Here is a 25,596-nt window from a genome sequence, read left to right as displayed (position 1 = left end):
AAATTAGCCTAAAACTGACCGCTCTTTATTTCTCTTCACTGCCTTTATATAAACGGTTTTTATATAAATAGCTGCCAAGTAAAGCATGTGCCAAGGCTTCTTTTTTCATTTCTTCCGGCACGTCTTTTTCAGTTAATGTGTCTTTTTCCTTATCGTAAACATAGCCTTTTGCTTTACTATTTGGTGTTTGGATAACGACATCATGATTACCTTTCATTAACGCTTGAGTTTGATCGAATTGCATAAAAGCACGATCTGGATTCACATCTTTCGTTAAATCAAAGCCAATCATCGGATAATTACCACTTACACCCGCAATAGAAAGCAAGGTCGTCGGCATATCAATTTGGCTCACTAAACGACTATCTCGGCGTGGCTCTACATTATCCCCTAAAATTAACGCTGGAATATGGAAATGCTTAATTGGTACTAAGCTTGCACCCGCTGCACGGGAATCATGGTCTGCAATCACCAAGAACACGGTATCTTTCCAATAATTAGATTGTTTCGCTAATTTGAAAAAATAACCAATGGCATAATCCGCATATTTTGCGCTGTTATTACGGGTTGCTTTCGGTTGTTCGTAAAGCTCAATTTTGCCATCAGGAAATTCAAAAGGATCGTGATTGCTTGAACTGAACACTAAGCTAAAGAATGGTTTTCCTTCATTCTGTAATTGGGTAAAGGTTTCGTTCGCTTTATCAAATAAGTCCTCATCACTCACGCCCCAAGTCGCAGTAAATTTCGGATTTTGGTAATCCTTTTGATCGATAATATTTTGGAAGCCGTTACCATAGAAGAAGCTTGCCATGTTATCAAAGTGCTTTTCACCACCATAAATGAAGGAAGTGTTATAACCTTGTTTAGCAAGTAAATCTGCAATGGTAAAGAAACCACTTTGACTGTTATTTAATTTCACTACCGCACGTGCTGGAGTGGGTGTGAAACCTGCTGTAGTAGCTTCAATACCACGTACAGAACGCGTACCTGTCGCATAAAGGTTTTCAAATAACCAGCCTTCTTTGGCTAATTTATCAAATTCGGGGGAAAGTGGTTTTCCGCCTAATGTACCAACAAATTGCGCACCAAAACTTTCTTCCAAAATAATGACGATATTTTTCGGTTTACCTTGGTAAGTGGCTTGGTTTTTCGTTAAGGTTGGAATCTTCTCTGAAATATAATCACTTTCAGGACGGCCACGGCTTGCTTTGACAATACGCAACATTTCATCGGTATCCATTTTGCCATAGGCTTCAGAAGATGCCCCTTCGTCTTTAAATTGTTGGGCAGCATAAAGAACGGAGTAACCTGAATTCAACACAAGCGAATTCACTAAACCATCAGAGGAAAAAGCCACCATTGCAGGATTCACACCACGGTGCTGAAAACTAGAACGCGCCCCTAAAAAAGCAACTGCAATCACAAGCAATGCGACAATAGGACGTAATTTCCAGCTCATTGGGCGTAAATTTTTGACCACATAACCAGATAGTTTCCAATAACAGAAGAAAGCCGTAACAGTGAAAATAAGGCTAAAAATGACCGCAGTTAAATGCCCTTCCATCAACATTGAAAAGACTTCTTTCGGATAAATTAAATATTCGATAAATAGACGGTTTGGACGGAAATCATAGGTTTCGATAAATGCGGGCGTAGCCAATTCCATGAATAGGATAAACACACTACCGAAGGTAAGCCAAATGCGTAAAATCATTTTCCAAATTCGGCTATGATGAAATAGCACTGTAAATAATGCTGGCACACCAAATAAATAGCACAAAGCCACGATATCCATGCGCAAGCCTTGTAAAAATAGTTGTCCCCATCCCTCTACCGCAGACACACGGTCTGCCTGCCAAATCGCAAGCCCAAGACGAGATAAGGTGAAAATAATCAGATTAATGATGACAAAGAGGAAAATTGGATATAAAGGAGAACGTGTTTGTTTCATTTTGACACTCATAAGTCCTAAGGGAATCGCTACCCTTCGATTAATTTAAAGCACGCTTATGTGCCATTCCTTTCATAGACAGATAAAAAAACACAAAGTGCGGTTAAAAACATCATCATTTTTGACCGCACTTTGAGAAAGTAAAATTACGCTGCAACTAACGCTTTTAATTGTTTTTCATAAGCGGCCCAATCTGTGATTGGACGCGTTGCAACACCAGTTTCCATCGCTTTTTTCGCTACTGCAGAAGAGACAGTAAACAATAAACGAGGATCAAACGGAGTTGGAATGACATAATCTGGTCCGAAGGATAGCGCACCATAACTTGCAATAATTTCTAACGGCACCGGTTCTTTCGCCAAACCTGCAATCGCATGAGAAGCCGCTAATTTCATTTCTTCATTAATTGCTGTTGCACCTACGTCTAATGCACCACGGAATAAGAATGGGAAACAAAGTACGTTATTTACTTGATTTGGAAAGTCTGAGCGACCAGTACAAACAATCGCATCTGGACGTACGGCTTTGGCTTCATCTGGCATAATTTCAGGTGTTGGGTTTGCCAATGCCAAGATTAATGGATTTTCTGCCATGGTTTTCACCATTTCAGGTTTTAATGCACCTGCTTTAGAGCAACCTAAGAACACATCAGCTCCCTTAACAGCATCCGCTAATGTGCGCCAACCATTATCTTCAATCGCGTAGAATTGTTTGGTTTCATCCATGTTATCGCCACGGCCTTTGTAAATCACGCCTTTAGAGTCACACATGGTGATATTTTCTTTTTTGAAACCTAATGCACGAAGCAAGTTAGTACAAGCAATAGCAGAAGCACCTGCACCATTAACCACTAAGCATACATCAGAAATATTTTTACCAATAATTTCTAAACCATTTAATACTGCTGCGCCGACGATGATAGCTGTACCGTGTTGGTCATCATGGAATACCGGAATTCCCATGCGTTCACGCAATGCTTTTTCAATGTGGAAACATTCCGGTGCTTTGATGTCTTCAAGGTTAATACCACCAAACGTTGGTTCTAATGAAGCAATAATATCGATTAATTTATCTGGATCATGTTCATTGATTTCAATATCGAAAACATTGATGCCAGCAAATTTTTTAAACAATACACCTTTCCCTTCCATAACAGGTTTTGATGCAAGCGCACCAATATTTCCTAAACCTAATACCGCTGTACCATTTGAAATCACGGCAACTAAGTTAGCGCGAGCGGTATAACGGCTTGCAGCAGAAGGATCTTTTTCTATTTCAAGACAAGGCTCTGCAACACCTGGAGAATAAGCAAGGGCTAAATCATGTTGGGTTTCTAGCGATTTGGTTGGGGTAACGGCAATTTTCCCCGGAATTGGGAATTCATGAAAATCTAATGCGGCTTGGCGTAATTGTTCGCTCATATAAAATACTCCATTTTCACTTAGGCTAAATAAAATTTGCGCCATTATACTCTCTTTTTTAGAGAAATTTGTGATATACCGCAAAAATTTTACAAAATGATTACAAAATATGAGTGAAATCGACCGAACTTTTGTCTTTTCTTCACATTCAGAAGCAAAAACGTTACTATATCGCAAAAAATATACAGGATATAAATAATGAGTTTGTTTTCTAAATTTAGAAGTGCCATCAATAAATTACAACGGAAAGCGATTAATAAAACCTTTCAAAAACGGTTAACCAATCAAGGCATGTCAGTGATTTCTGCTAACTGTGTCGGTGCATTTATTTTGCACGACCTCAATCAGCCTTTTAATTCTCCGTTTGTTAACCTTTATTTAGACCCTAGCGATTTTGTTCGCTATCTACAGAACATCACATTCTATCAAGCACAACCGCTTCAATTTATACAAACAGAAAAACCGTACCCAGTTGGTCTATTAGGTGATCTTAAAGTGCACTTTATGCACTACCACTCCGAGCAAGAGGCTCAGGAAAAGTGGGAAGCTCGCTCACAGCGTTTAAACCTCGATAACTTGTTTATTATGATGACAGATAAAGATGGTGGAAAAGGTGCAAAATATGAAGACTTACAAGCCTTCGATAACTTGCCTTATCCAAACAAAGTCGTCTTTACCCACAAGCCATATCCTGAATTAAAATCTGCGTTCTACATTAAAGGCTTTGAAAACGAAGGCGAAGTGGGCGATTTATTTACTTTTTCCGGTTGGAATGGCGAAAAATATTATGATCAGTTTGATTACGTCAGCTGGTTCAATAAAAAATAAGAGTTTACGATGCGACTAGATAAATTTATTGCTGAGAATACAGGTTTAACCCGTTCACAAGCCACCAAGGCCATTCGCCAAAGTGCGGTCAAAATTAATGGTGAAATTGTAAAAAATGGGGCGACCAAAGTTAGCCAAGAAGATGAGATTTATTTTGAAGATGATTTATTGCCTTGGGTAGAAGAAGGCCAATATTTTATGTTGCATAAGCCACAAGGCTACGTTTGCTCTCACGATGATGGTGACTACCCAACCATTTATCAATTCTTTGAACCGCCTCTTTCTGGCAAGTTACACAGCGCTGGCCGATTAGATGTGGATACCACAGGACTCGTGCTATTAACAGATGATGGTCAATGGTCACATCGTATTACGTCACCAAAACATCAATGCGAAAAAACCTATTTAGTCACTTTAGCTGATCCAGTTGAAAACCATTATGCTTCAGCTTGTGAAGAAGGCATTCTGTTACGTGGCGAAAAAGAACCGACTAAACCAGCAAAATTAGAAGTATTAGATGATTACAACGTGAATCTGACTATCTCTGAAGGGCGCTATCATCAGGTGAAACGAATGTTTGCTGCACTTGGTAATAAAGTCGTTGCGCTACACCGTTGGAGAATAGGTAACGTTGAATTAGATGAAAGCTTAGAAGAAGGCGAATTTCGTCCACTCACTCAGGAAGAAATCGACAATTTAGTGAAATAATATGAGCCAAAATATTAAACCTACTTTTATCTTTATTGCCACGCTCGGCATCCTCTCGATGCTACCGCCTTTGGGCGTGGATATGTATATTCCATCCTTTTTAAATATTGCTGAAGACTTAAATATCAACTCCGAGCAAGTTCAGCATACACTGACATTCTTTGCTTACGGCATGGCAGCAGGACAATTATTCTGGGGGCCCTTTGGCGATAGTTTTGGTCGTAAACCAATTATTCTACTAGGTGTCATTATTGGCGCTATCACCGCTATTATTTTAACCGGTATTCAATCTATAGGCAGTTTCACTGCACTGCGTTTCATTCAAGGTTTCTTTGGCGCTGCACCCGTTGTACTTTCTGGAGCTTTATTACGGGATTTATTTAGCAAGGATCAGCTCTCTCGAGTCATGTCTACCATCACGCTTGTCTTTATGATCGCGCCGCTTGTTGCACCTGTGATTGGCGGATATATTGTGAAGTATTTCCACTGGCACATGATTTTTTATGTGATTGGTACGATGGGATTTCTTGCCGCATTACTTGTCTTTTTCATTATTCCTGAAACCCATAAACAAGAAAATCGTATTCCACTACGCCTAAATATCATTGCCCGTAACTTTATGACACTTTCTAAACAAAAAGAAGTGTTAGGTTATATGGCGGCGGCTTCTTTTGGTTTTGGTGGCTTATTTGCTTTCGTCACAGCTGGTTCGATTGTTTATATCGGTATTTATGGCATTCCAGTCGATCAATTTGGCTATTTCTTTATGATCAATATCGCGATTATGACCGCTGCTTCTTATCTAAATGGGAAATTTGTATTGAAGCTAGGTGCTGAAACCATGTTACGAATTGGTATTGCCGTACAATTTATTTCAGGAATCTGGCTATTTTTAACCGCACTTTTTGATTTTGGTTTTTGGTCAATGGCAATTGGTGTGGCCTTTTTTGTAGGTCAAAACCCATTAATCTCATCCAATGCTACCGCCTCTATTCTAGAAAAATTCCCAACGATGGCGGGTACCGCAAATTCATTAATGGGAAGTGTACGTTTTGGTGTCGGTGCTGTAATGGGTTCCCTTGTGGCGAGCTTTAAAATGGAAACCGCTGCACCAATGCTCTATACAATGACAGCTTGCGTGCTCATTTCAGCCCTCTCTTATTACCTCCTGACTTATCGAAATGAACGATAAAGTGCGGTCAATTTTCGAGTCAATTTAAAACAATAAAGGCGGGAACTCCCGCCTTTTTTATGCCCATCAACATTTATTTCCAAATTCGATGTTCTAATACTCGTTTTTTAATTTCAGGATAGAGGTCAATTTTAAATTCAGGTTCTTTTCCTGCTTTTAATTGATGCTGATAGTCTTTCATTAACTTCCACACAATTGGGGAAAGTAAAACAATCGCGACTAAGTTAATAATTGCCATCACAGCCATCACGGTATCCGCAAAATTCCACACAACATTACCTGATTTTACCGAGCCGAAATAAACGAAGAATAATACCGATAAACGGAATATCCATACAAACCACGGTTTATTTTTAATAAAGCGAATGTTACTTTCTGCGTAAGCATAGTTACCGATAATAGAGGAATAAGCGAAAAGCAATAAAATAAAAGCTAAGAAGTGTACGCCAAACTCCCCAACATGATAACGCAATGCGTTTTGTGTTAAGGAAATACTTTTCAGTGTTTCACTGCCATAGTTATCAGAAAGCAGAATAATTACTGCCGTACAAGTACAAACGATCATGGTATCCACAAACACACCAAGCATTTGCACTAAGCCTTGGCTAACTGGATGTTTTACATGAGCAGCTGCCGCTGCATTTGGTGCAGAGCCCATCCCCGCTTCATTAGAGAATAATCCACGTTTAATCCCCATCATCATGGCTTTGGAGACTAAAGCACCAAACATACCACCTGCGGCTGATTGGAAAGTAAAAGCACTTTTATAAATATTGGCGATTAACGTCGGAATCATATCAATATGCATACCTAAGATAATTACCGCCATGATTAAATAAAAGAGTGCCATCATCGGTACTACGCTACTAGAAATGGTCGCAATACGTTTTACGCCACCGAAAATAATTGCAGCAGTTAATACCACTAAAACAAGACCTACATATTCACCTTGCCAATTCCAAGCATTTTTGGTTGCTTCCACAATTGAGTTTGCTTGTACTGAATTAAATGCAAAACCAAAGGTAAAAATCAATGATAGGGCAAACGCTACTGCTAGCCAACGAGATTTTAAACCTTGTGTAATATAGTAGGCTGGGCCACCACGGAAAGAGCCATCTTTATCTTGAATTTTAAATACCTGTGCTAAAGTCGATTCCGCAAAGGCACTCGACATGCCAATAAATGCCGTTACCCACATCCAAAATACGGCACCTTCACCACCAAGCGCAATAGCTGTTGCTACACCACTGATATTACCTACGCCAACTCGACTAGCAAGCCCGGTTGCAAAAGCTTGAAATGGCGTTAAAGAATTTCCCTCTGCTGCACGTCCAAACCACATTTCACGAATACTTGTAGGGAAAAGACGTAACTGCACTAACCCTGTAGTAATGGTAAAAAATAGACCTACACCTAATAAAATAACAATGGTGATATTCCATAATGGCTCATCAAAATGTTCGATAACCCATGTTAATCCCTGTTCAATCCAGTTTCCCAATTCTGTCAGCATAAAAACCTCACTTAAAAAATCCATATTCTGATTGTAAATAGACAAAAGAAAAAATCCAGTTTTCTTAAAGAAAAACTGGATTCTTATCCTATAATATAAAATTTATTCAAATTTTTGCTATATTTTTAGATTAAATCTATTCACGTTTTAAAAATAACGCGGCTGCTCCACGAACCCCACCAGAATCACCATGTTTTGCTTTTTTGATTGGTGGCACTTTTGCACTACGCATTAAATGAGGTGGCAATGCTTTTGGTAATGCTTCATAGAGATAATCAAAATTCGATAAACCACCACCAAGAACAATCATATGTGGATCAAATGCAGTGATAATGTTACCGATAGAAATAGCCGCTAACTCTACAAAAATGCGAACAAAATCAACCGCACTTTCCTCTTTCGCATAAAAGCGATCGATAATCTCTTTCGCTGATAATGCCTCACCTTTTAAGTCTCGGTACAACATTTCAAAACCGCGACCTGAAATATAAGTATCTAAACAGGCATGATTACCACAACCACATTGATAAATAGGGGCTTTATCCCAGCCTAATAATTTTAAGGCATGATAATTTAATTGAAGGTGGCCTAACTCCCCTGCCATCCCGACTTGTCCTGAGTGAATTTTGCCATTAATTACAAAACCACCACCAAAGCCTGTCCCCAAAATAAGCCCTAATACAGAAGGATATTGGGTATTTTCCTCATCACAAGCTTCCGAGAGCGCAAAACAATTTGCATCATTTTCTGCTCGCACCTCACGATCTAAAACGCGTTCAAGATCGGCTAAAATCGGCTTATTATCTGCAACACGAATATTCGTCACTTCAGCAAGCCCGGTTGTTAAATTAACAAATCCTGGCAAACCTAAACCTACAGTGCCTTTTTCACCAAAGTGGGCATCAGCACGTTCTACTAGCGTTTTGATCGCCTGTAACCAATCTTGATAATCTGTTTGTGGCGTTGGCACGCGCTCGGTATAAAGCTTTTCTAATTTTGCATTAAAAGCAGCTAATTCAATCTTTGTGCCACCGATATCAATACCGTAATACATATTGTCTCCTCAAAGAGCGGTCAAAATTGTTGGAATATATAGGCTGTATTTTCCTTGAAATCAAAATGAAAATCCATGATAAAAATCATATTTTCTACAAGCAATAAAAAAGACCGGCTTTATCACTAAAACCGGTCTTTAATGCTATTTATTGTTAAACAAACCTTTCTTCTGTAAGAAACCAAAAATAATCAAATGAACAATCCATGCTGAAATTATCGCCACAAATAAATCAATTGGATAATGCATTCCAAGGCGCACACGACTAATCAACATTAATACGCCCCAAATTGTCATCGCACCAATAAGTAATTCTGCTTTAAAAGAACGATTGCCTAATAATTGACTAAATCCAACGACTAACATTAGCCAAGTGGCGGCAAAAATAGAATGTCCTGATGGGAAAGAATAACCTGTTTCATCTTCATAATGTGCTTTCAACCAGGCTGGCGTATCGGCTTGGGTCGAATAAAATTTATCCACTAATTTTGCACGTTCTGAACGATCTTGATGATAAAAGGCATCCGTAGTACTTTCTGTTTTTTCCGCTAAATAGACGGTAAAAGGACGTGGCTCGGCAAAAACCGTTTTTAAACCTGTTTTAATTACTTGTGTAGATAATACAGATAGGCCCATTACAATCACTCCCATAATCCATTGTTTACGATTTTCAAAAAGAAAACGGAAAAGTAAAGCAAATACACCACAGGTAATTAAAGCGTAAGGCACGCTACCGGTTTCAGTTAAAAGATAAAGCCAATAATCCCATTCCATTAATTGGTTGTTTCCATGCCAATGATAAGCAAAACCCCAAACAAAAAATGGTACAAGACAAAGGAATAACGTATATAATGACAGCCTTTTAAACATTGTTGCCTCTTGATAATAAAAATAAAGTGCATATTTTAGCAGAATAAAGTTGAAAAAAGGATAAGTTATGTCAAAAATCCAACTGGTTGCCCAAGCCAATTTGCCTACCGAATATGGCATATTTAAAATGGTCGGATTTGAATTTCCCGATACAAAAAAAGAACATGTCGCTTTAGTGATGGGTGATATCTCAAACCCAGATGAGCCAGTGCTCGCCCGTATTCATTCGGAATGCTTAACGGGTGATGCGTTACACAGTTTGAAATGTGATTGTGGTTTCCAACTGGCGGCTGCGCTACGTCAAATTAGCGAAGCGGGTCGTGGTGTGTTGATCTATCATCGTGAAGAAGGACGAGGTATTGGTCTAATTAATAAAATTCGTGCCTATGCATTACAAGATAAAGGCATGGATACCATTGAGGCCAACCTTGCATTAGGCTTTAAAGCTGATGAACGTAACTTTAATGTGTGTGCCGATATGTTTGAATTATTAGGTGTGAAGCAAGTTCGCTTGATGACAAACAACCCGCAAAAAGTAGAAACCATGAAAAAAGCGGGAATTAATATCGTAGAACGTGTGCCATTGAATGTAGGTGAAAACCGTTACAATACGAAATATCTTGATACTAAAGCGAAAAAAATGGGCCATTACATTGTGCACAATAATGAAGAACATTTAATGACTTGCCCACATTGCCAAGAAGAAGTGATTTAATAAAAAAGCCATACAACTGTTGTATGGCTTTTCTTTTATCAAAACAATTATTGATTAACGCCCCAATGACGAGTGTCTTTATCAAATTTCATGCCTGAATGGGATCCTTCCGAACCATTAAAATAAACGTCTTTATTTGCGCAAGCTGAAATCACTAATGCACCGATAACAATAAGAATCAATTTTTTCATTATGTTTACCTTTTCAAAACTAACTTGTCCAAATTGTATCATAACTTTTGTTGGCCTTACCTGCTTAAATTAGTCCTTTTCTTGCAAAATTTATCTTTGACTTCTACAATACCGCTTCATTTTTAACTTGTAGTTCGCAAACCTCCTACATAAAAAAACTAGGTATCCTATGAATATTTCAAATCCTAATCACAATCGCAAAGCCCTTGTGATCTTCTCTGGTGGACAAGATTCCACAACCTGTTTAATTCAAGCTATTGCCGAATATGGCGTGGAAAATGTCGAAACCGTCACCTTTCAATACGGCCAACGTCACGCTATAGAATTAGAAAAAGCCCGTTGGATCGCCAAAGATCTCGGCGTAAAACAAACGTTGATTGATACGTCCGTCATCAAATCTATCACCCACAATGCCTTAATGGATGCCAATGCAGATATTGAGCAAAAAGTCGGTGAATTACCTAATACCTTTGTGGATGGCCGCAACGCACTCTTCTTATTGTATGCGGCGATTTACGCAAAAGGACAAGGTATTAATGACATCATTACGGGTGTATGTGAAACAGATTTCAGCGGCTATCCCGATTGCCGTGATGTGTTTATCAAATCCATGAATGTCACCCTTAATTTAGCCATGGATTATCCGTTCAATTTAAAAACACCGTTAATGTATCTCACCAAAGCACAAACTTGGGCATTAGCTGATGAATTAGGTGCGTTAAATTATGTTCATCAGCATACCCACACTTGCTATGAAGGTGTTGAAGGTGGCTGTGGAGAATGCCCGAGCTGCAAATTGAGAGATAAAGGCTTGCAGGAATATTTAGCAACAAAAGCAAAAGCTTAGTATCGAGATAACTCAATCTATAACAGACTAAATAGATTCAAATAACCCAAAGTGCGGTCAAAATTCACGTCAAATTTTGACCGCACTTTTACTTGATATAGTATCCTTATCTTTTCTTATCTTTGATTTTATAAACGCATCATTTTTTGATAAAATCACGCTAATTTTTTTATAAATAAGTAACTAATTTTAAAAATGACTACAAATTATTCTGCTCAAGAAATTACGGTCCTGAAAGATCTCGAACCGGTGCAAATTCGCCCCGGTATGTACACGGACACAACTCGTCCAAATCACCTTGCTCAAGAAGTTATCGATAACAGTGTGGACGAAGCCCTTGCGGGTTTTGCCACCAAAGTTGAAGTGATTTTACACGCTGATCAATCGCTTGAAGTCATTGATAATGGCCGTGGGATGCCAGTAGATATTCACCCAACTGAAGGCGTTTCTGGTGTCGAAGTGATCTTAACCAAACTTCATGCTGGCGGTAAGTTCTCGAATAAAAACTATGAATTTGCCGGTGGTCTACACGGGGTGGGAATTTCTGTCGTCAATGCCCTTTCAGAACGCGTTGATATTCAAGTTAAACGTAACGGGGAAGTGTATAAAATTGCCTTTGAAAATGGCGTGAAAGTAGAAGAATTGGAAGTCATCGGGACTTGTGGCAGACGTACAACCGGCACCACCGTTCACTTCAAACCGAATCCAAAATATTTTGATAGCAAGAATTTTTCTGTCAGCCGTTTACGCCACTTATTACGTGCGAAAGCCGTGCTTTGTTCTGGCTTAGAAATTAAATTTGTCGATAAAGTGAATAACACTGAAGATGTGTGGTGCTATCAAGATGGTTTATCCGATTACTTAACCGAAGCAGTAAATGGTTTTGAAACCTTACCTGAAAAACCTTTTGTTGGTGAATTTAAAGGCTCAACTGAAGCAGTAAGCTGGGCATTGTTATGGTTGCCAGAAGGTGGCGAGCTTATTGCAGAAAGCTATGTAAACTTGATTCCAACAGTACAAGGTGGAACACACGTAAATGGTCTTCGCCAAGGTTTGCTCAATGCCATGACTGAATATTGTGAATTCCGCAATAAATTACCACGTGGTGTGAAATTAACCGCAGACGATATTTGGGATCGCTGTGCTTATATTCTTTCACTGAAAATGCAGGATGCCCAATTTGCCGGCCAAACCAAAGAACGCTTATCTTCCCGTCAAAGTGCGGTCTTTGTTGCAGGTGTTTTAAAAGATGCCTTCAGTTTATGGTTAAATCAAAACGTACAAGATGCCGATCGCTTAGCTGAAATGGCGATCAGTTCTGCACAACGTCGTTTAAATGCAGCTAAAAAAGTCGTACGTAAAAAATTGGTGAGTGGTCCTGCTCTACCAGGAAAATTAGCCGATTGTGCATCACAAAATTTAGAAAAAACCGAATTATTCTTAGTAGAGGGTGACTCTGCGGGTGGATCGGCTAAACAGGCGCGTGATCGTGAATATCAAGCTATTCTGCCGTTACGTGGAAAAATCTTAAATACTTGGGAAGTGGCTAGTGATCAAGTGCTTGCCTCAACGGAAATTCATGATATTGCAGTAGCGCTTGGTATCGATCCTGATAATGAAGACTTATCTCAACTTCGTTACGGTAAAGTCTGTATTTTAGCCGATGCGGACTCTGATGGTTTGCACATCGCCACCCTACTTTGTGCACTCTTTTTACGTCACTTCCCTAAATTGGTTCAAGATGGACACGTTTATGTGGCAATGCCACCACTCTATCGTATCGACTTAGGCAAAGAAGTGTTTTATGCCCTCGATGAAAGCGAAAAAGAAGCGATTTTAGAACGCTTAAAAGGTAAAAAAGGCACCTTAAACGTACAACGATTTAAAGGTTTAGGTGAAATGGATCCGTCACAATTACGTGAAACTACCATGGATCCGAATACACGCCGTTTAGTTCAATTAACCTATGAGCTAGGCGAAGATCAAGGGGCTGAAACATTAGAATTAATGGATATGTTACTCGCCAAAAAACGAGCGGAAGATCGCAAAAATTGGTTGCAAACCAATGGAGATCAAGTGGATTTAGCTGTTTAATTATTTGAGGTTAATCATGAACGAACAACGTCGAGATTTTTTTAAGAATAGTGCACTAGGCCTAGCAACAATTACATTGGGTGCAGGTTTAAGCCTTGTTCCTTCTGCTAAAGCAGAGGAAAAGCCCTCTAATACGGCAACCACTGCGGTTGAAAATTTACCAGAAATTGAAGCTGAACTGACGCTTGCGCCCAATGTGCCAAAACCGATTGAACGTAATCACCCTGCAAAAGTCGTGGTAAAACTGACCGCACTTGAGCAAATTATGGACTTAATGGATGGTGTACAATTTAAATTCTGGACATTAAACGGTAGCGTGCCTGCGCCATTCATTCGTGTACGCGAAGGCGATATGGTGGAAGTGCAACTTTCCAATTCAGCGAGTTCAATGATGCCGCACAGTATCGATTTTCATGCTGCCGCTGTGCCAATGGGCGGTGCTATCGCGAGTGAAACGCCACCAACACGTACATCAACCTTCCAATTTAGGGCATTACGTTCGGGGATTTATTTATACCACTGCGGCAGCCAGCCTGTGGATATTCACCTTGCTAAAGGGATGTATGGTTTAGTTTTAGTTGAGCCAAAAGAAGGCTTACCAAAAGTGGATCGTGAATTTTACATTATGCAAAGTGAATTCTATACAAAAGGTGAATTTGGCGATCCTGGCTTGCAGCCGTTTAGTATGAAAAAAGCTATTGATGAGCATCCAGAATATGTCCTCTTCAACGGTAAAGTCGGTGCAACCATGGATGAAAATGCCTTAAAAGCAAAAACTGGCGAAACAATTCGCCTATTTGTAGGAAATGCGGGGCCGAATTTATGCTCTTCTTTCCACTTAATCGGTGCGGTATTTGACAATGTATATGTAGAAGGCGGCACACTTGTTAATCACAATGTTCAAACGACCTTGATTCCATCTGGCAGTGCCACCATGGTAGAAACTCGAATTGATGTGCCAGGTACTTATGTCTTTATGGATCATTCCATTTTCCGCGCAGTAAACAAAGGTACAATGGGACATATTGTGGTTGAGGGTGAAAAAAATCCGAATATTTATTCTGACAAGTTAAAAGATGAAGCCTTTAAAGAAGCCAATCCACAAAAACCGCAACCCGTTCCTTATGAAATAGACAGCCATAAAGGAATAGATATGGGACATTCTCCTCACGAACATTCAGATGCAAATTCTGGTGCAACAAAAAAATAGATTAGAAAAATATGAGCAATATTAACTACGAAGGCATCGAGCAGATGCCACTTCGCACCTTTACAGAAAAGGCTTACCTTAATTATTCAATGTACGTCATTATGGATCGTGCATTGCCTTTTATTGGCGATGGCTTAAAGCCCGTTCAGCGCCGTATTGTCTATGCGATGTCTGAACTGGGGTTAAATGCCGCCGCGAAATTTAAAAAATCTGCGCGTACCGTTGGTGATGTGTTAGGTAAATTCCATCCACACGGTGACTCCGCCTGTTATGAAGCCATGGTATTAATGGCTCAGCCCTTTTCTTACCGTTATCCTTTAGTGGATGGCCAAGGAAACTGGGGGGCGCCAGATGATCCTAAATCATTCGCGGCAATGCGTTATACAGAATCTCGCCTGTCCAAAATTTCTGAAATTCTATTAACTGAATTAGGCCAAGGCACCGTTGATTTCCAACCAAACTTTGATGGCACTTTAGAAGAACCACAATATTTGCCTGCACGTTTGCCTCATATTCTGTTAAACGGTACTACCGGGATTGCCGTTGGTATGGCAACCGATATTCCACCACACAATATTAATGAAGTGGCGGATGCCGCTGTTCTGCTATTAGATAACCCCAAAGCAGGATTAGATGATGTACTCAATATCATTCAAGGCCCAGATTTCCCAACTGAAGCGGAAATTATTTCGCCAAAAGATGATATTCGCAAAATGTACGAAACCGGTCGTGGCTCCATTAAGATGCGAGCAACATGGCATAAAGAAGACGGTGAAATCATCATCAGTGCACTTCCTCATCAATCTTCACCCTCTAAAATCATTGCGCAAATTGCTGAGCAAATGACGGCGAAAAAATTGCCTATGGTAGAAGATATTCGTGATGAAGCGGATTACGAAAATCCTGTGCGTATCGTGCTTGTGCCACGTTCAAATCGCGTTGACACGGACGCCTTAATGGCGCATTTATTTGCGACGACTGATCTCGAAAAAAGCTATCGTGTGAATATGAATATGATCGGGCTTGATCATAAACCAGCCGTGAAAGGCTTACTTCAAGTTCTTACCGAATGGCTGACATTCCGTCGTACAACAGTAACGCGTCGTTTACAACATCGTTTAGATAAAGTACTCGCTCGTTTACACATTTTAGACGGTTTGATGATTGCCTTCCTCAATATTGATGAAGTGATTGAAATTATTCGTACTGAAGATGAACCTAAACAAGTTTTAATGGCTCGCTTTAACTTAAGTGATGAACAAGCAGAAGCCATTTTAAACTTACGTTTACGCCATTTAGCCAAATTAGAAGAACATCAATTACAAGCTGAAAAAGATAAACTCGAAGAAGAGCGGTCAAATTTAGAGTTAATTTTAGGATCTGAACGTCGCTTAAATACCTTGATCAAAAAAGAAATTCAAGAAGATGCGAAAAAATACGCCAGCCCTAGAATGTCTCAATTAGTTGAGCGTGAAGAAGCGAAAGCCATTTCTGAAAGTGAAATGATCCCAGCAGAACCCGTTACCGTTATTTTATCTGAAATGGGCTGGGTACGCTGTGCAAAAGGTCATGACATTGATCCAGCAGGATTAAGCTATAAAGCAGGCGATAAATATCTCGCGCACGCTTGCGGTAAAAGTAATCAGCCCGTAATCTTTATTGATAGTACTGGTCGTAGTTATGCTTTAGATCCATTAAGCTTACCTTCTGCGCGTTCACAAGGTGAACCGCTCACCGGTAAACTCACATTACCGGCCGGTGCAACCATTGAACAGGTTATTATGGAACCTGAAAAACAAGAATTATTGATGGCATCAGATGCAGGATACGGTTTTATTTGCAAATTTGAAGATTTAATTGCACGTAATAAAGCTGGAAAAGCCTTGATTTCTTTGCCAGAAAATGCGAAAGTCTTGAAACCTGAGAAACTTTCCGAGTCGGCCTCACTTCTTGTGTCCCTCACTTCAGCGGGTCGAATGCTGATTTTTCCGGTACGGGATTTACCGGCATTATCAAAAGGGAAAGGCAACAAAATCATCAGTATTCCAGCCGCGAATGCAAAAGCGCGGTCAGAATTATTGGTGAAATTGTTCTTAATTTCAGAGCAAGCCAGCCTTGAGTTCCATTCCGGTAAACGAAAAATCACATTAAAACCGGAAGATCTGCAAAAATTCCGTGCGGAACGCGGCAGAAAAGGCTCCCAATTACCACGTGGATTACATAGTAATGTTGACATTGTGGTGGTTGAACCTGAACACAACTCATAAGAATTCTCGAAACCAAACTAAATAGGAGGATATTTCGTGAATATTGTTTTTGATACCTATCAAACACTTGCTTTAGCAAGTTTTGTATTATTACTCGGTTTTTTTCTAGTAAAACGCATTCGAGTTTTACAAACATTTAATATCCCTGAGCCTGTCGTTGGCGGCTTTATTGTGGCTATTGCATTAACCATTTTATACAAAGTAAATGGCACTTCATTCACTTTTGAGAAAAGCTTACAAACATCTATGATGTTGGTATTCTTCTCCTCTATCGGTTTAAGTGCAAACTTTGCTCGCTTAATTAAAGGCGGAAAACCATTAGTTATCTTCCTATTGGCGGCAGGAATACTCATTGTTTGCCAAAATGTCATCGGTATTTTAGGTACTCAATTATTAGGCATTGATCCTGCTTACGGCTTACTTGCTGGTTCAGTTACCCTAACCGGTGGTCATGGTACAGGTGCGGCATGGGCAGAAACATTCACTAAAGAATTTAATCTACCGGCTGCGACAGAAATCGCTATGGCGTGTGCTACATTCGGTTTAGTCTTTGGTGGTATCTTAGGTGGTCCAGTATCTCGTTATTTATTAAATCATCAAAAACAAGGTGAGAACCCAGAGAATGATGAAGTAGATGACGTACAAGAAGCATTTGAGCACCCAACTTACAAACGTAAAATCAATGCGCGTTCAATCATTGAAACCATCGCAATGCTTTCTTTATGTTTACTTATCGGTCAATACTTAGATGGCTTAACAAAAGGTACTCACATTCAATTACCAACATTCGTATGGTGTTTGTTTACAGGTGTAATCATTCGTAACAGCTTAACCCACTTATTCAAATTCCAAGTGGCTGATTCAGCGATTGACGTATTAGGTAGCGTAGGTTTATCTATCTTCTTAGCGATTGCTTTAATGTCTCTCAAACTTTGGGAATTAGCAGGTCTTGCAACAGATGTATTAGTTATCTTAGCGGTTCAAGTTGTCTTCATGGCTTTCTTCGCTATCTACGTTACATACCGCATGATGGGTAAAGATTATGATGCGATTGTATTAAGTGCAGGTCACTGTGGTTTCGGTCTTGGTGCTACACCAACAGCCGTTGCTAACATGCAAGCGATTACCAGTCGTTTCGGACCATCTCACAAAGCGTTCTTAATCGTACCAATGGTAGGGGCATTCTTTATCGACTTATTAAATGCCGGTATCTTAAAAATGTTCTTAAGCGTTGTTGAAGCGCTTCACTAATAAAACGTGAAAAAGAAAGGCTGACATTTTGTCAGCCTTTTTATTCACTTGCTACTCAATAAGTGTCTTCACTAAATCCATCACAAATTCTAACCGCGCTTTGTTTTCTGGAAGGGCTTTTACAAACTTAAATTTTAATGGACCATCAAAGCGATAAACAATTGGATTTTGTTGAATTAATTTGATGAATTTTTCAGGATCAACTTTTGCTGAAGGAGAGAATTCAATAAAACCACCTTGAGCCCCTGCATCGATTTTCAGTACTTTTAATGGTTTCACCATTAAACGTATTTCAGCAATTTGTAAAAGATTTTTAGTTGCTTCAGGTAATAGGCCAAAGCGATCAATTAATTCAACTTTTAATTCATCTAACTCTTGTTTACTTTCCGCTTCAGCAATGCGTTTATAGAACGACAAACGCATATTCACATCACCCAGATAGTCATCTGTTAATAAGGCTGGAACACGTAACTCAATTTCAGCTTGCTGATGTGTAATCTCTTCTAATGAAGGTTCTCTGCCCTCTTTTAAGGCTTTCACTGCTGCATCAAGTAATTCCATATAAAGTGAGAAACCGATACTTTCAATTTGCCCACTTTGTTCATTCCCTAATAATTCACCGGCACCGCGAATTTCTAAATCGTGCGTCGCAAGAATGAAACCTGCACCTAAGTTATCTAAACTTTCTAATGCCTCTAAACGACGTTTCGCATCTTTCGTCATTAATTTCGGCGGCGGTGTAAGCAAATAAGCATAAGCTTGGTGATGAGAACGCCCTACTCGACCTCGCAATTGGTGAAGCTGAGCTAAACCAAAATTATCTGCACGTTCAATAATGATCGTATTTGCCGTAGGTACGTCAATCCCTGTTTCAATAATGGTGGAACAGACTAAAACGTTATAACGTTGATGATAAAAATCACTCATCACACGTTCAAGTTCTCGTTCTCGCATTTGACCATGTCCAATCACAACTCGCGCCTCAGGCACAAGTGCAGTCAGTTTTTCAGCCGTATTTTCAATACTCGTCACATCATTATGTAAATAATAAACTTGCCCGCCACGCAAAATCTCACGCAGGATGGCTTCACGAATAATTAAATCATCTTTCTGGCGAACAAACGTTTTGATACTCACTCGACGAGCCGGTGGTGTCGCAATAATAGAAAGATCGCGAATGCCATTCATCGCCATATTCAAAGTACGAGGAATTGGTGTTGCAGTAAGCGTTAAAATATCAATATTCGCTCGAAGTTGTTTAATTTTCTCTTTTTGTCCCACACCAAAGCGATGCTCTTCATCAATGATAAGTAAGCCAAGATCGGAAAACTTCACATCAGATTGAATCAATTTATGAGTGCCAATCAGAATATCGACTTTTCCTTCGGCTAAATTTTCTAAGATTTGTTTTTGCTCTTTAGCTGTTTTAAAGCGAGAAAGCACTTCCACATTAACTGGAAGATTAGCAAAACGATCTTTAAAATTCTCGTAATGCTGTTGAGCTAACAAGGTTGTTGGGACTAATACAGCTACTTGTTTATGATTCATAACCGCCAAAAATGCCGCGCGCATCGCCACTTCAGTTTTTCCAAAGCCCACATCACCACAAACTAAACGGTCCATTACTTTGGACTGACACATATCCGAAATGACGGCATTAATAGCCATGGCTTGATCATGTGTTTCTTCAAAAGGGAAGGTTGCAGCGAATTGCTGGAATTCCTCACGATCATATTTAAATTCAAAGCCTTTTTTCACTTCTCGCTGAGCATACACATCAAGTAATTCAGCTGCCACATCACGAATTTTTTCTGCAGCCTTTTGACGCGTTTTCGCCCATGATTCATTACCTAATTTATGCAATGGTGCGGTTTCATCTGAACCACCTACATAACGACTAATTAAATGAAGAGAACCAACAGGCACATAAAGTTTGGATTCATTCGCATAATTGATTAGCAAATATTCTGCTTTTAAACCACCTGTATCAAGCGTGACTAACCCACCATAACGCCCCACACCATGATCTAAATGCACCACAGGCTGCCTAATTTTTAATTCTGCCAGATTACGCACTAAGGTATCTGGATTGACAGCCTTACGTTTATCACGCTGACGTTGCTGTTGTACCCGCTCACCTAAAATTTCATGTTCAGTAATGACGGCTAATTTAGCCTCATCAAGAATAAAACCTTGCTCAAGACGGCTTACCCAAAGATTAAACTTGTCTTGATTGGCGTCAGATAAGGTTTTAATCTGTTTAGGTTTAATTTTTAATGGTGAAAGCAAATCTACTAAAGTTTCACGACGTCCTTCAGTTTCAACTGAAAATAAAACATTTCCTTTGAAATGTTCAATAAACTGTCGAAGTTGCGATAACGGTTCTTTTTGCTGTGATTGAATGGTCACTGCTGGTAATGCGGACACCGCTAAATTTTTCTGACGAACAGATGACCGCACTTTTTCTGCTTTAAAATTAATTTTAGGGTAATTTTTTAATGCATGATTTACTGCATCAATGCTTACCCACAAACGTTCTGGAGGCAAAAGAGGACGCATTGGATCGACTTTTCGATGTTCATAACGCTGTTTAGCATCAAGATAAAAACGTTCACCTTGTGCTTGATTTGTCTCCATATCCACAAACAATGTTTTTTCTGGCAAGTAATCAAACAACGTTGCCATTTCATCAAAGAATAACGGCTGCCAATATTCAATCCCTGAGATTAGTGTGCCTTTACTGATTTGCTGATAAATATGTTCTGGATCACGACGAATTTCTCCAAAAGTTTCTCTAAATTGTGTACGGAAAAACTCAATACCTTTCTCATCTGTTGGAAATTCGTGTGCAGGTAATAAATTAATAGATTGAATTTCATCTAACGTTCTCTGCGTATCAACATCAAAAGTACGAATCGAATCAATTTCATCATCAAAAAAATCTAAGCGAAATGGAACCACACTTCCCATTGGGAAAAGATCTAAAAGTGATCCGCGTACGGCATATTCGCCATGTTCTAGCACTTGTTCTACAGAACGATATCCTGCTGACTCTAATTGTAATCGCAATTTTTCAATGACTAGACGATCACCTTTTTTAATCAAAAGGACATTATGCTGTAGATATTTCGGCGGGCACACACGTTGCATTAATGTGCTAATCGGCAAAACAAAGATGCCTTTTTTAGTATTTTGTAAATGAAACAGCGCACTTAAACGAGAAGAAATTATTTCTTGATGAGGAGAAAAAGAATCATAAGGCAACGTTTCCCAATCAGGAAAAAACTGAATGGGCTGAGAAGTTAAATCCGGTAAAACTTGTGATAAACGAACCGCGCTTTTGGTATCCGGTGTCACAACCACCGTCAATCCATCATATTGCTCTGCAATTTCACTAACCGCAAGTGCATCTGCACTCGCCAATACATTGCCAAGAATTTTATGGTCATTGGGCTGAGTTGGAATATCAAAATTAAAATAGGTTGTTTTCATAAGTGCGGTCAATTTTTATCTCATTTTTGCCTAAACAGCTTGTTAGTTTAGCAAATTCACTCTACTTTTCAATAATTATCTGTATAAAAAAACAGGGTTAAATTAACCCTGTTTTCTTTTATTTTTTGAGTGGTTCTAGTGGTTTCTCTTTTTTTACCTTACCATCATCATCAAATTCAATGCGTGGCATACAACCTCGACAGCTACCTTTATCTAAACCAAGCTCACTACAAAATTTATTATATTCATCTACTGCTTTACGGAACCAACCTTTTTTTTCTTGTTCGCTCATTTTGCCTCCTTTTTTAATTTTTGTGCAATTTCCGAACGTAATAATTTTAACCCATTTTTCTTATTATAGGGTATCTGTTTTGTGATGAAATAATCTCTTATTAAAGGGCAATCTTTTTCATCTAAATTCATTAAAAATCGACGAATTGCCGGCAAAGCGGAAGCTAAAGTGCGGTGAAAATAAGCAAAATTTTTTAAGCTTAACCAATCTTCGTCAATCAATTCCCAATCTACTGATGTGCTATTAAATTCCTGAACGAGCGGATGGAAAGACAAAGGCATATTCCGTTGAAAAGATTGCATTGCTTCTTTTTCTAATTCAATCCCTTGTGCAGAAAGTCCTTTTAGAGCGATAGTTGAATAACAGCCACTACTTGCCTCTAAATGCTCGCCTAAATAAACAAGAGAAAAACCACATTTCTGCCAAAATTGAGCCAGTTCTTTGGTATAACCAAAACTCACTGATAAATAATCCAGATCGGCATTTGGTGTGATGTATTCAATAAGTTGTGTACCAATACCATGCTGCTGCCACATAGGCTGGACCGCAATTCTCGAAATACGTAAAGAATGCAATTCACAAGCCTTTTGTTGTTGAGCATGAAAACAAAGTGCTTGAGGCACGAGATTGCCTTTCGGGCGTCTAATCCCTTGTTGAATTGCTTCAATGAGGGCTGAATCTTCAATCCCGCCTTCTTTTAATGCCCAAACAGCGCCTAGTAAATTTTGCTCACTTTCAGCGGTAAAAAAACACTGTGAATTGACATCAAATAATCGCCGTAGATCTAATGGTGATGTACGATAATGAGCTAATGTCATCAACCCATAGAATTGAGACAATGAAGAAAGTATTTCCTCTTGTGAGCGTTCAGTAATTTGACAGAACTTGCTTTTATCGTATACCGTTTGTTTAAACTCATCCTCTACATTCAATAATAAAAGCTCATCGATAAATGCCTCTAAAGCATCATCTTTCGACCAACGTAGCGGTTCAATAAGCTCAAAGTCAGAGAAAGTGCGGTTAATTTTTTGCTTAAATTTAAGCTCAAAGCCTCGCCCGGTTCCCTCATAACTATGAATAGTTGTCGTAAATAAAATATGCTTAAAATGATGGGAAAAAGCAGTAAGTTGAGCAATCGGCAACATTGCCGCCTCATCAACAAAAAGCCAAGCATTTTCAGAAAAAGAAGGATCATTTTGCAAAGCAAGGAAAAGCGCATCTGGTGCAATAAAGATAATCTTTTTTTGTGAAAATTCACCCAAAATATTGACCGCACTTTTATTTGGAGCTGTGAGGTAAATTTTAGTATCCAGTTGATTCGCTAATAAGCCTGCTAGAGCTGATTTCCCTCTTCCTCGTTTGGCAGTAAGAAAGTAAAGTTCAGATTCTTTTTGTAAGATTCGCTCAATAATTTTCTGCTGATCTAAGGTCGCGTTGTGATTTACAAATTCTCGTTGAAAAGTGCAGTCAAATTTTAAATCATTTTGATGATAAAGGACGGGGAAGCCATATTTATGAATACAATGCTTAAAATATGCAATAAATCTTGGCGTCGTAATTGTCTCAAGCGAACCTGACCAACGAAGACTATCTTCGTCTATTTGGAAATGAAGTTTCTCCCAATTTGATAGCAAGACAATTAAGGCACCATTCATTTTCAATGTACCGGCCGCAATGGCGAGCGCCTCTAAATGGATACCTTTTCGTGCATCAAACAAGATCGTCTCAAACTCTTGCCCAAGAAGATTTTGAATTTTAGAAAACTCATTAATAATCAAGGTATTTGCCGGCAAATTAGACGGCATATTCTCACTGACCAAAATTTGAAAATAACGTGTCATGAATTATTTTTCTAAATATGCTTCTAATTCAGCTACATTTTGAGACCATTCATTACTGAGTTGCTTTATCCATAAAGCAATATCAGATGCCCAATTAGGTAATGACGTGTCTTGAGCCTGTTTTGCGATATTTTGAATATTAACAAGCCCCACTGATGCTGCTGCGCCTTTTATTTTATGTGCCACATCTGACACCATTTGTTGCATATCTGCGTTTGTAAGATAATCTTCATACGCCGTTTCTAATTCATCTAAATAAATTGGCATCCACTGTTTGAATAACTCCACATTAGCTTTAGCTTGTGATTTTCCAATTAACTCAATAAGTGAAATATTAATACCTTCTTGAACTTGAGGGAGCTCTTCCTCATCAGAGGTAGTCTCGATATCATCTCCTAAGAATGTTTTAAAACACTGACGTAATTCCGTCAGAGAAAGAGGCTTACGCAACACGCCATCCATCCCCTGATTTTGATATTCCTCTTCGCTGTGCATAACGTTTGCCGTAAAAGCAATTAAAGGTGGAAGAAAATCGTAAATTCCTTCTTCGTAGTTTTTACGTAGATAGTATGCAATATCAAAACCTGACATATCTGGCAATTTAATATCAAGAAAAACAATATCATAAGTATTTTTCTCAAATAATTGGATAGCCTGTTCACCATTCATCGCAACATCAACATAATGACCTTGCTTTTCAAGAATACTTTTGGCTACAACCACATTTAATTCAACGTCTTCTACTAATAAAATGGAAAGATGCTGCATGGCTTTTTCAGCGTTTCCATCATGAGCTTGCGCTTTTTCTGCAATGATCGTTAAGTAAAAGGTTGAACCTTCGTCCAATTCACTTTCAACCGTTAAATCCCCTTGCATTAACTGCGCAAGATTCTTAGAAATCGCAAGACCGATGCCACTTCCCGCAGAACGATGGATATTATCTTTAACCTGATAATACATGGTAAAAATCTTATCTAATTCACAAGGTGCAATACCTGCTCCCGTATCAGTAACACTAAATTGATACTGATTATCTTGCATTTTCTGCACCCTTAGAATCACTTCACCCTTATCAGTGAATTTGACGGCATTACTAATTAAATTCCAAAGAATTTGGCTAAGGCGAGCACGATCGAGATAAAGCCAATTAGGTAAATTATCATCCAGCTTTAAAGAGAATTTTAGCCCCTTTTGTTCCGCCATCAAGGTACCAAAATTATAGAAATCATTAAGTAGTGAATGGAAATAGCAAGGCTGGATATTTAATTCAATACGCTTAGAGTCGATCTTATCTAAATCAATAATATCACTAAAAATATGGCCTAAACTGACAGCACTTAGATTAATTGTATTGAGGTAATTTTGTTGTTGTTCTGTTAATTTATCATCCAATAAAATTCGGCTTAGACCAATGATTCCATTTAAAGGCGTACGTAATTCATGGCTAATCGTTGCAAGTAAGGTACTTTTATCACGGCTATTTTTTTCTAATCTAGCAAGCGTTTTAGAGAGTTCTAAACGGGAACGTTCTAGTCGTTCAACAAGTAGCGTAAAGAAATAGATAACAAAAGGAGCAGTAAATAAACCAAAAGTGATCGACCGAGCTATGTCACTCCAGTGAATACCATCACTAAGGAGCGTGCTTAATAAGATTTGTATACAGATAGCTAAAATCGCAAGAATAGCGATACCAAGTAAAGAGAAACGAACTCGACCTAATCGAATAACCCAATCAACATAACGTTGCGCAAAATATCTAAAGTTTTTCATGGTTTATATTGAGAAATAAAAATTGAGATCATTCTATATAATTTTTAATAAAAATCTATAAACAAAAACCCCAAGCTATTCAGCTCGGG

The 25,596-nt window shown here is 38.9% G+C and carries 19 protein-coding genes and 1 riboswitch; of the genes, 9 read left to right on the top strand and 10 right to left on the bottom strand.

The features are described 5' to 3' along the window. Positions 1–25 precede the first annotated feature (25 nt). Positions 26–1,951, bottom strand: coding sequence for an LTA synthase family protein (locus tag HMPREF3020_RS01055; protein ID WP_070775280.1), 1,926 nt, complete (start codon positions 1,949–1,951; stop codon positions 26–28). A 146-nt stretch (positions 1,952–2,097) separates the two neighbouring features. Further along, complete coding sequence (locus HMPREF3020_RS01050) at positions 2,098–3,372, bottom strand: malic enzyme-like NAD(P)-binding protein (RefSeq protein WP_070775341.1); 1,275 nt, start codon at positions 3,370–3,372, stop codon at positions 2,098–2,100. 198 nt (positions 3,373–3,570) lie between these two features. Here HMPREF3020_RS01050 and HMPREF3020_RS01045 point away from each other — a divergent pair, with 198 nt between their 5' ends. From HMPREF3020_RS01045 to HMPREF3020_RS01035, 3 genes are read left to right on the top strand one after another with little or no spacing between them, the layout of a single operon-like run. After that, the gene (locus tag HMPREF3020_RS01045) at positions 3,571–4,200 is read left to right on the top strand and encodes a DUF1919 domain-containing protein (protein ID WP_070775279.1); all 630 of its coding nucleotides are present in this window, start codon (positions 3,571–3,573) and stop codon (positions 4,198–4,200) included. Positions 4,201–4,209: 9 nt separating this feature from the next. After that, a complete protein-coding gene (gene rsuA / locus HMPREF3020_RS01040; protein WP_070775278.1) occupies positions 4,210–4,908 on the top strand; it encodes a 16S rRNA pseudouridine(516) synthase RsuA in 699 nt (232 codons plus the stop codon). Between the two features lies 1 nt (position 4,909). After that, the gene (locus HMPREF3020_RS01035; RefSeq protein ID WP_070775277.1) at positions 4,910–6,100 is read left to right on the top strand and encodes a Bcr/CflA family multidrug efflux MFS transporter; all 1,191 of its coding nucleotides are present in this window, start codon (positions 4,910–4,912) and stop codon (positions 6,098–6,100) included. A gap of 73 nt (positions 6,101–6,173) precedes the next feature. Here the strand turns inward: HMPREF3020_RS01035 and HMPREF3020_RS01030 are convergent, their stop codons facing one another. From HMPREF3020_RS01030 to HMPREF3020_RS01020, 3 genes are all read right to left on the bottom strand, one after another. Next, complete coding sequence (locus tag HMPREF3020_RS01030; protein WP_070775276.1) at positions 6,174–7,613, bottom strand: alanine/glycine:cation symporter family protein; 1,440 nt, start codon at positions 7,611–7,613, stop codon at positions 6,174–6,176. 136 nt (positions 7,614–7,749) lie between these two features. After that, complete coding sequence (nagK, locus tag HMPREF3020_RS01025) at positions 7,750–8,667, bottom strand: N-acetylglucosamine kinase (protein ID WP_070775275.1); 918 nt, start codon at positions 8,665–8,667, stop codon at positions 7,750–7,752. 144 nt (positions 8,668–8,811) lie between these two features. Next, positions 8,812–9,537 (bottom strand): phosphatase PAP2 family protein, encoded by a 726-nt coding sequence (locus HMPREF3020_RS01020; protein WP_070775274.1) that lies wholly within the window; start codon positions 9,535–9,537, stop codon positions 8,812–8,814. A 67-nt stretch (positions 9,538–9,604) separates the two neighbouring features. On the opposite strand from HMPREF3020_RS01020, the gene ribA reads away from it, so the two are divergent. After that, positions 9,605–10,252 carry a GTP cyclohydrolase II gene (gene ribA, locus HMPREF3020_RS01015; protein ID WP_070775273.1) on the top strand — a complete coding sequence of 216 codons (648 nt, stop codon included), beginning with the start codon at positions 9,605–9,607 and terminating at the stop codon, positions 10,250–10,252. Positions 10,253–10,299: 47 nt separating this feature from the next. On the opposite strand, the gene HMPREF3020_RS01010 is transcribed toward ribA, so the two are convergent. Beyond that, positions 10,300–10,443, bottom strand: coding sequence for a hypothetical protein (locus tag HMPREF3020_RS01010; protein ID WP_014065561.1), 144 nt, complete (start codon positions 10,441–10,443; stop codon positions 10,300–10,302). A gap of 123 nt (positions 10,444–10,566) precedes the next feature. Beyond that, positions 10,567–10,611, top strand: a riboswitch (PreQ1 riboswitch). 1 nt (position 10,612) lies between these two features. Here HMPREF3020_RS01010 and queC point away from each other — a divergent pair. The 5 genes from queC to gltS all read left to right on the top strand — a co-directional run bounded on the left by queC (position 10,613) and on the right by gltS (position 18,112). Continuing rightward, a complete protein-coding gene (gene queC, locus HMPREF3020_RS01005; protein WP_070775272.1) occupies positions 10,613–11,290 on the top strand; it encodes a 7-cyano-7-deazaguanine synthase QueC in 678 nt (225 codons plus the stop codon). Between the two features lie 195 nt (positions 11,291–11,485). After that, positions 11,486–13,384, top strand: coding sequence for a DNA topoisomerase IV subunit B (gene parE / locus HMPREF3020_RS01000; RefSeq protein WP_070775270.1), 1,899 nt, complete (start codon positions 11,486–11,488; stop codon positions 13,382–13,384). A gap of 16 nt (positions 13,385–13,400) precedes the next feature. Further along, positions 13,401–14,594 (top strand): copper-containing nitrite reductase, encoded by a 1,194-nt coding sequence (gene nirK / locus HMPREF3020_RS00995; RefSeq protein WP_070775268.1) that lies wholly within the window; start codon positions 13,401–13,403, stop codon positions 14,592–14,594. 11 nt (positions 14,595–14,605) lie between these two features. Further along, positions 14,606–16,861, top strand: coding sequence for a DNA topoisomerase IV subunit A (gene parC / locus HMPREF3020_RS00990; RefSeq protein WP_070775266.1), 2,256 nt, complete (start codon positions 14,606–14,608; stop codon positions 16,859–16,861). Between the two features lie 36 nt (positions 16,862–16,897). Further along, entirely contained in the window at positions 16,898–18,112 is a 1,215-nt protein-coding gene (gene gltS / locus HMPREF3020_RS00985; protein WP_070775263.1) for a sodium/glutamate symporter, read from the top strand. 51 nt (positions 18,113–18,163) lie between these two features. Here the strand turns inward: gltS and mfd are convergent, their stop codons facing one another. The 4 genes from mfd to HMPREF3020_RS00970 form a co-directional block, all read right to left on the bottom strand. Then, positions 18,164–21,604 carry a transcription-repair coupling factor gene (gene mfd / locus HMPREF3020_RS00980; RefSeq protein WP_070775340.1) on the bottom strand — a complete coding sequence of 1,147 codons (3,441 nt, stop codon included), beginning with the start codon at positions 21,602–21,604 and terminating at the stop codon, positions 18,164–18,166. Between the two features lie 118 nt (positions 21,605–21,722). Further along, a complete protein-coding gene (locus tag HMPREF3020_RS09455) occupies positions 21,723–21,896 on the bottom strand; it encodes a DUF5363 family protein (RefSeq protein WP_014065161.1) in 174 nt (57 codons plus the stop codon). After that, positions 21,893–23,737 carry a tRNA(Met) cytidine acetyltransferase TmcA gene (locus HMPREF3020_RS00975; RefSeq protein ID WP_065420061.1) on the bottom strand — a complete coding sequence of 615 codons (1,845 nt, stop codon included), beginning with the start codon at positions 23,735–23,737 and terminating at the stop codon, positions 21,893–21,895. Before HMPREF3020_RS00975 ends, HMPREF3020_RS09455 begins: the two co-directional genes overlap by 4 nt. 3 nt (positions 23,738–23,740) lie before the next feature. Continuing rightward, the gene (locus tag HMPREF3020_RS00970) at positions 23,741–25,507 is read right to left on the bottom strand and encodes an ATP-binding protein (RefSeq protein WP_070775261.1); all 1,767 of its coding nucleotides are present in this window, start codon (positions 25,505–25,507) and stop codon (positions 23,741–23,743) included. Positions 25,508–25,596: the final 89 nt, after the last annotated feature.

Source organism: Haemophilus sp. HMSC068C11 (genome assembly GCF_001815355.1).
Taxonomy (GTDB): Bacteria; Pseudomonadota; Gammaproteobacteria; order Enterobacterales; family Pasteurellaceae; genus Haemophilus_D.
Note: the sequence above shows the minus strand (reverse complement) of the source record. Positions and strands in the feature narration are given on the sequence as shown.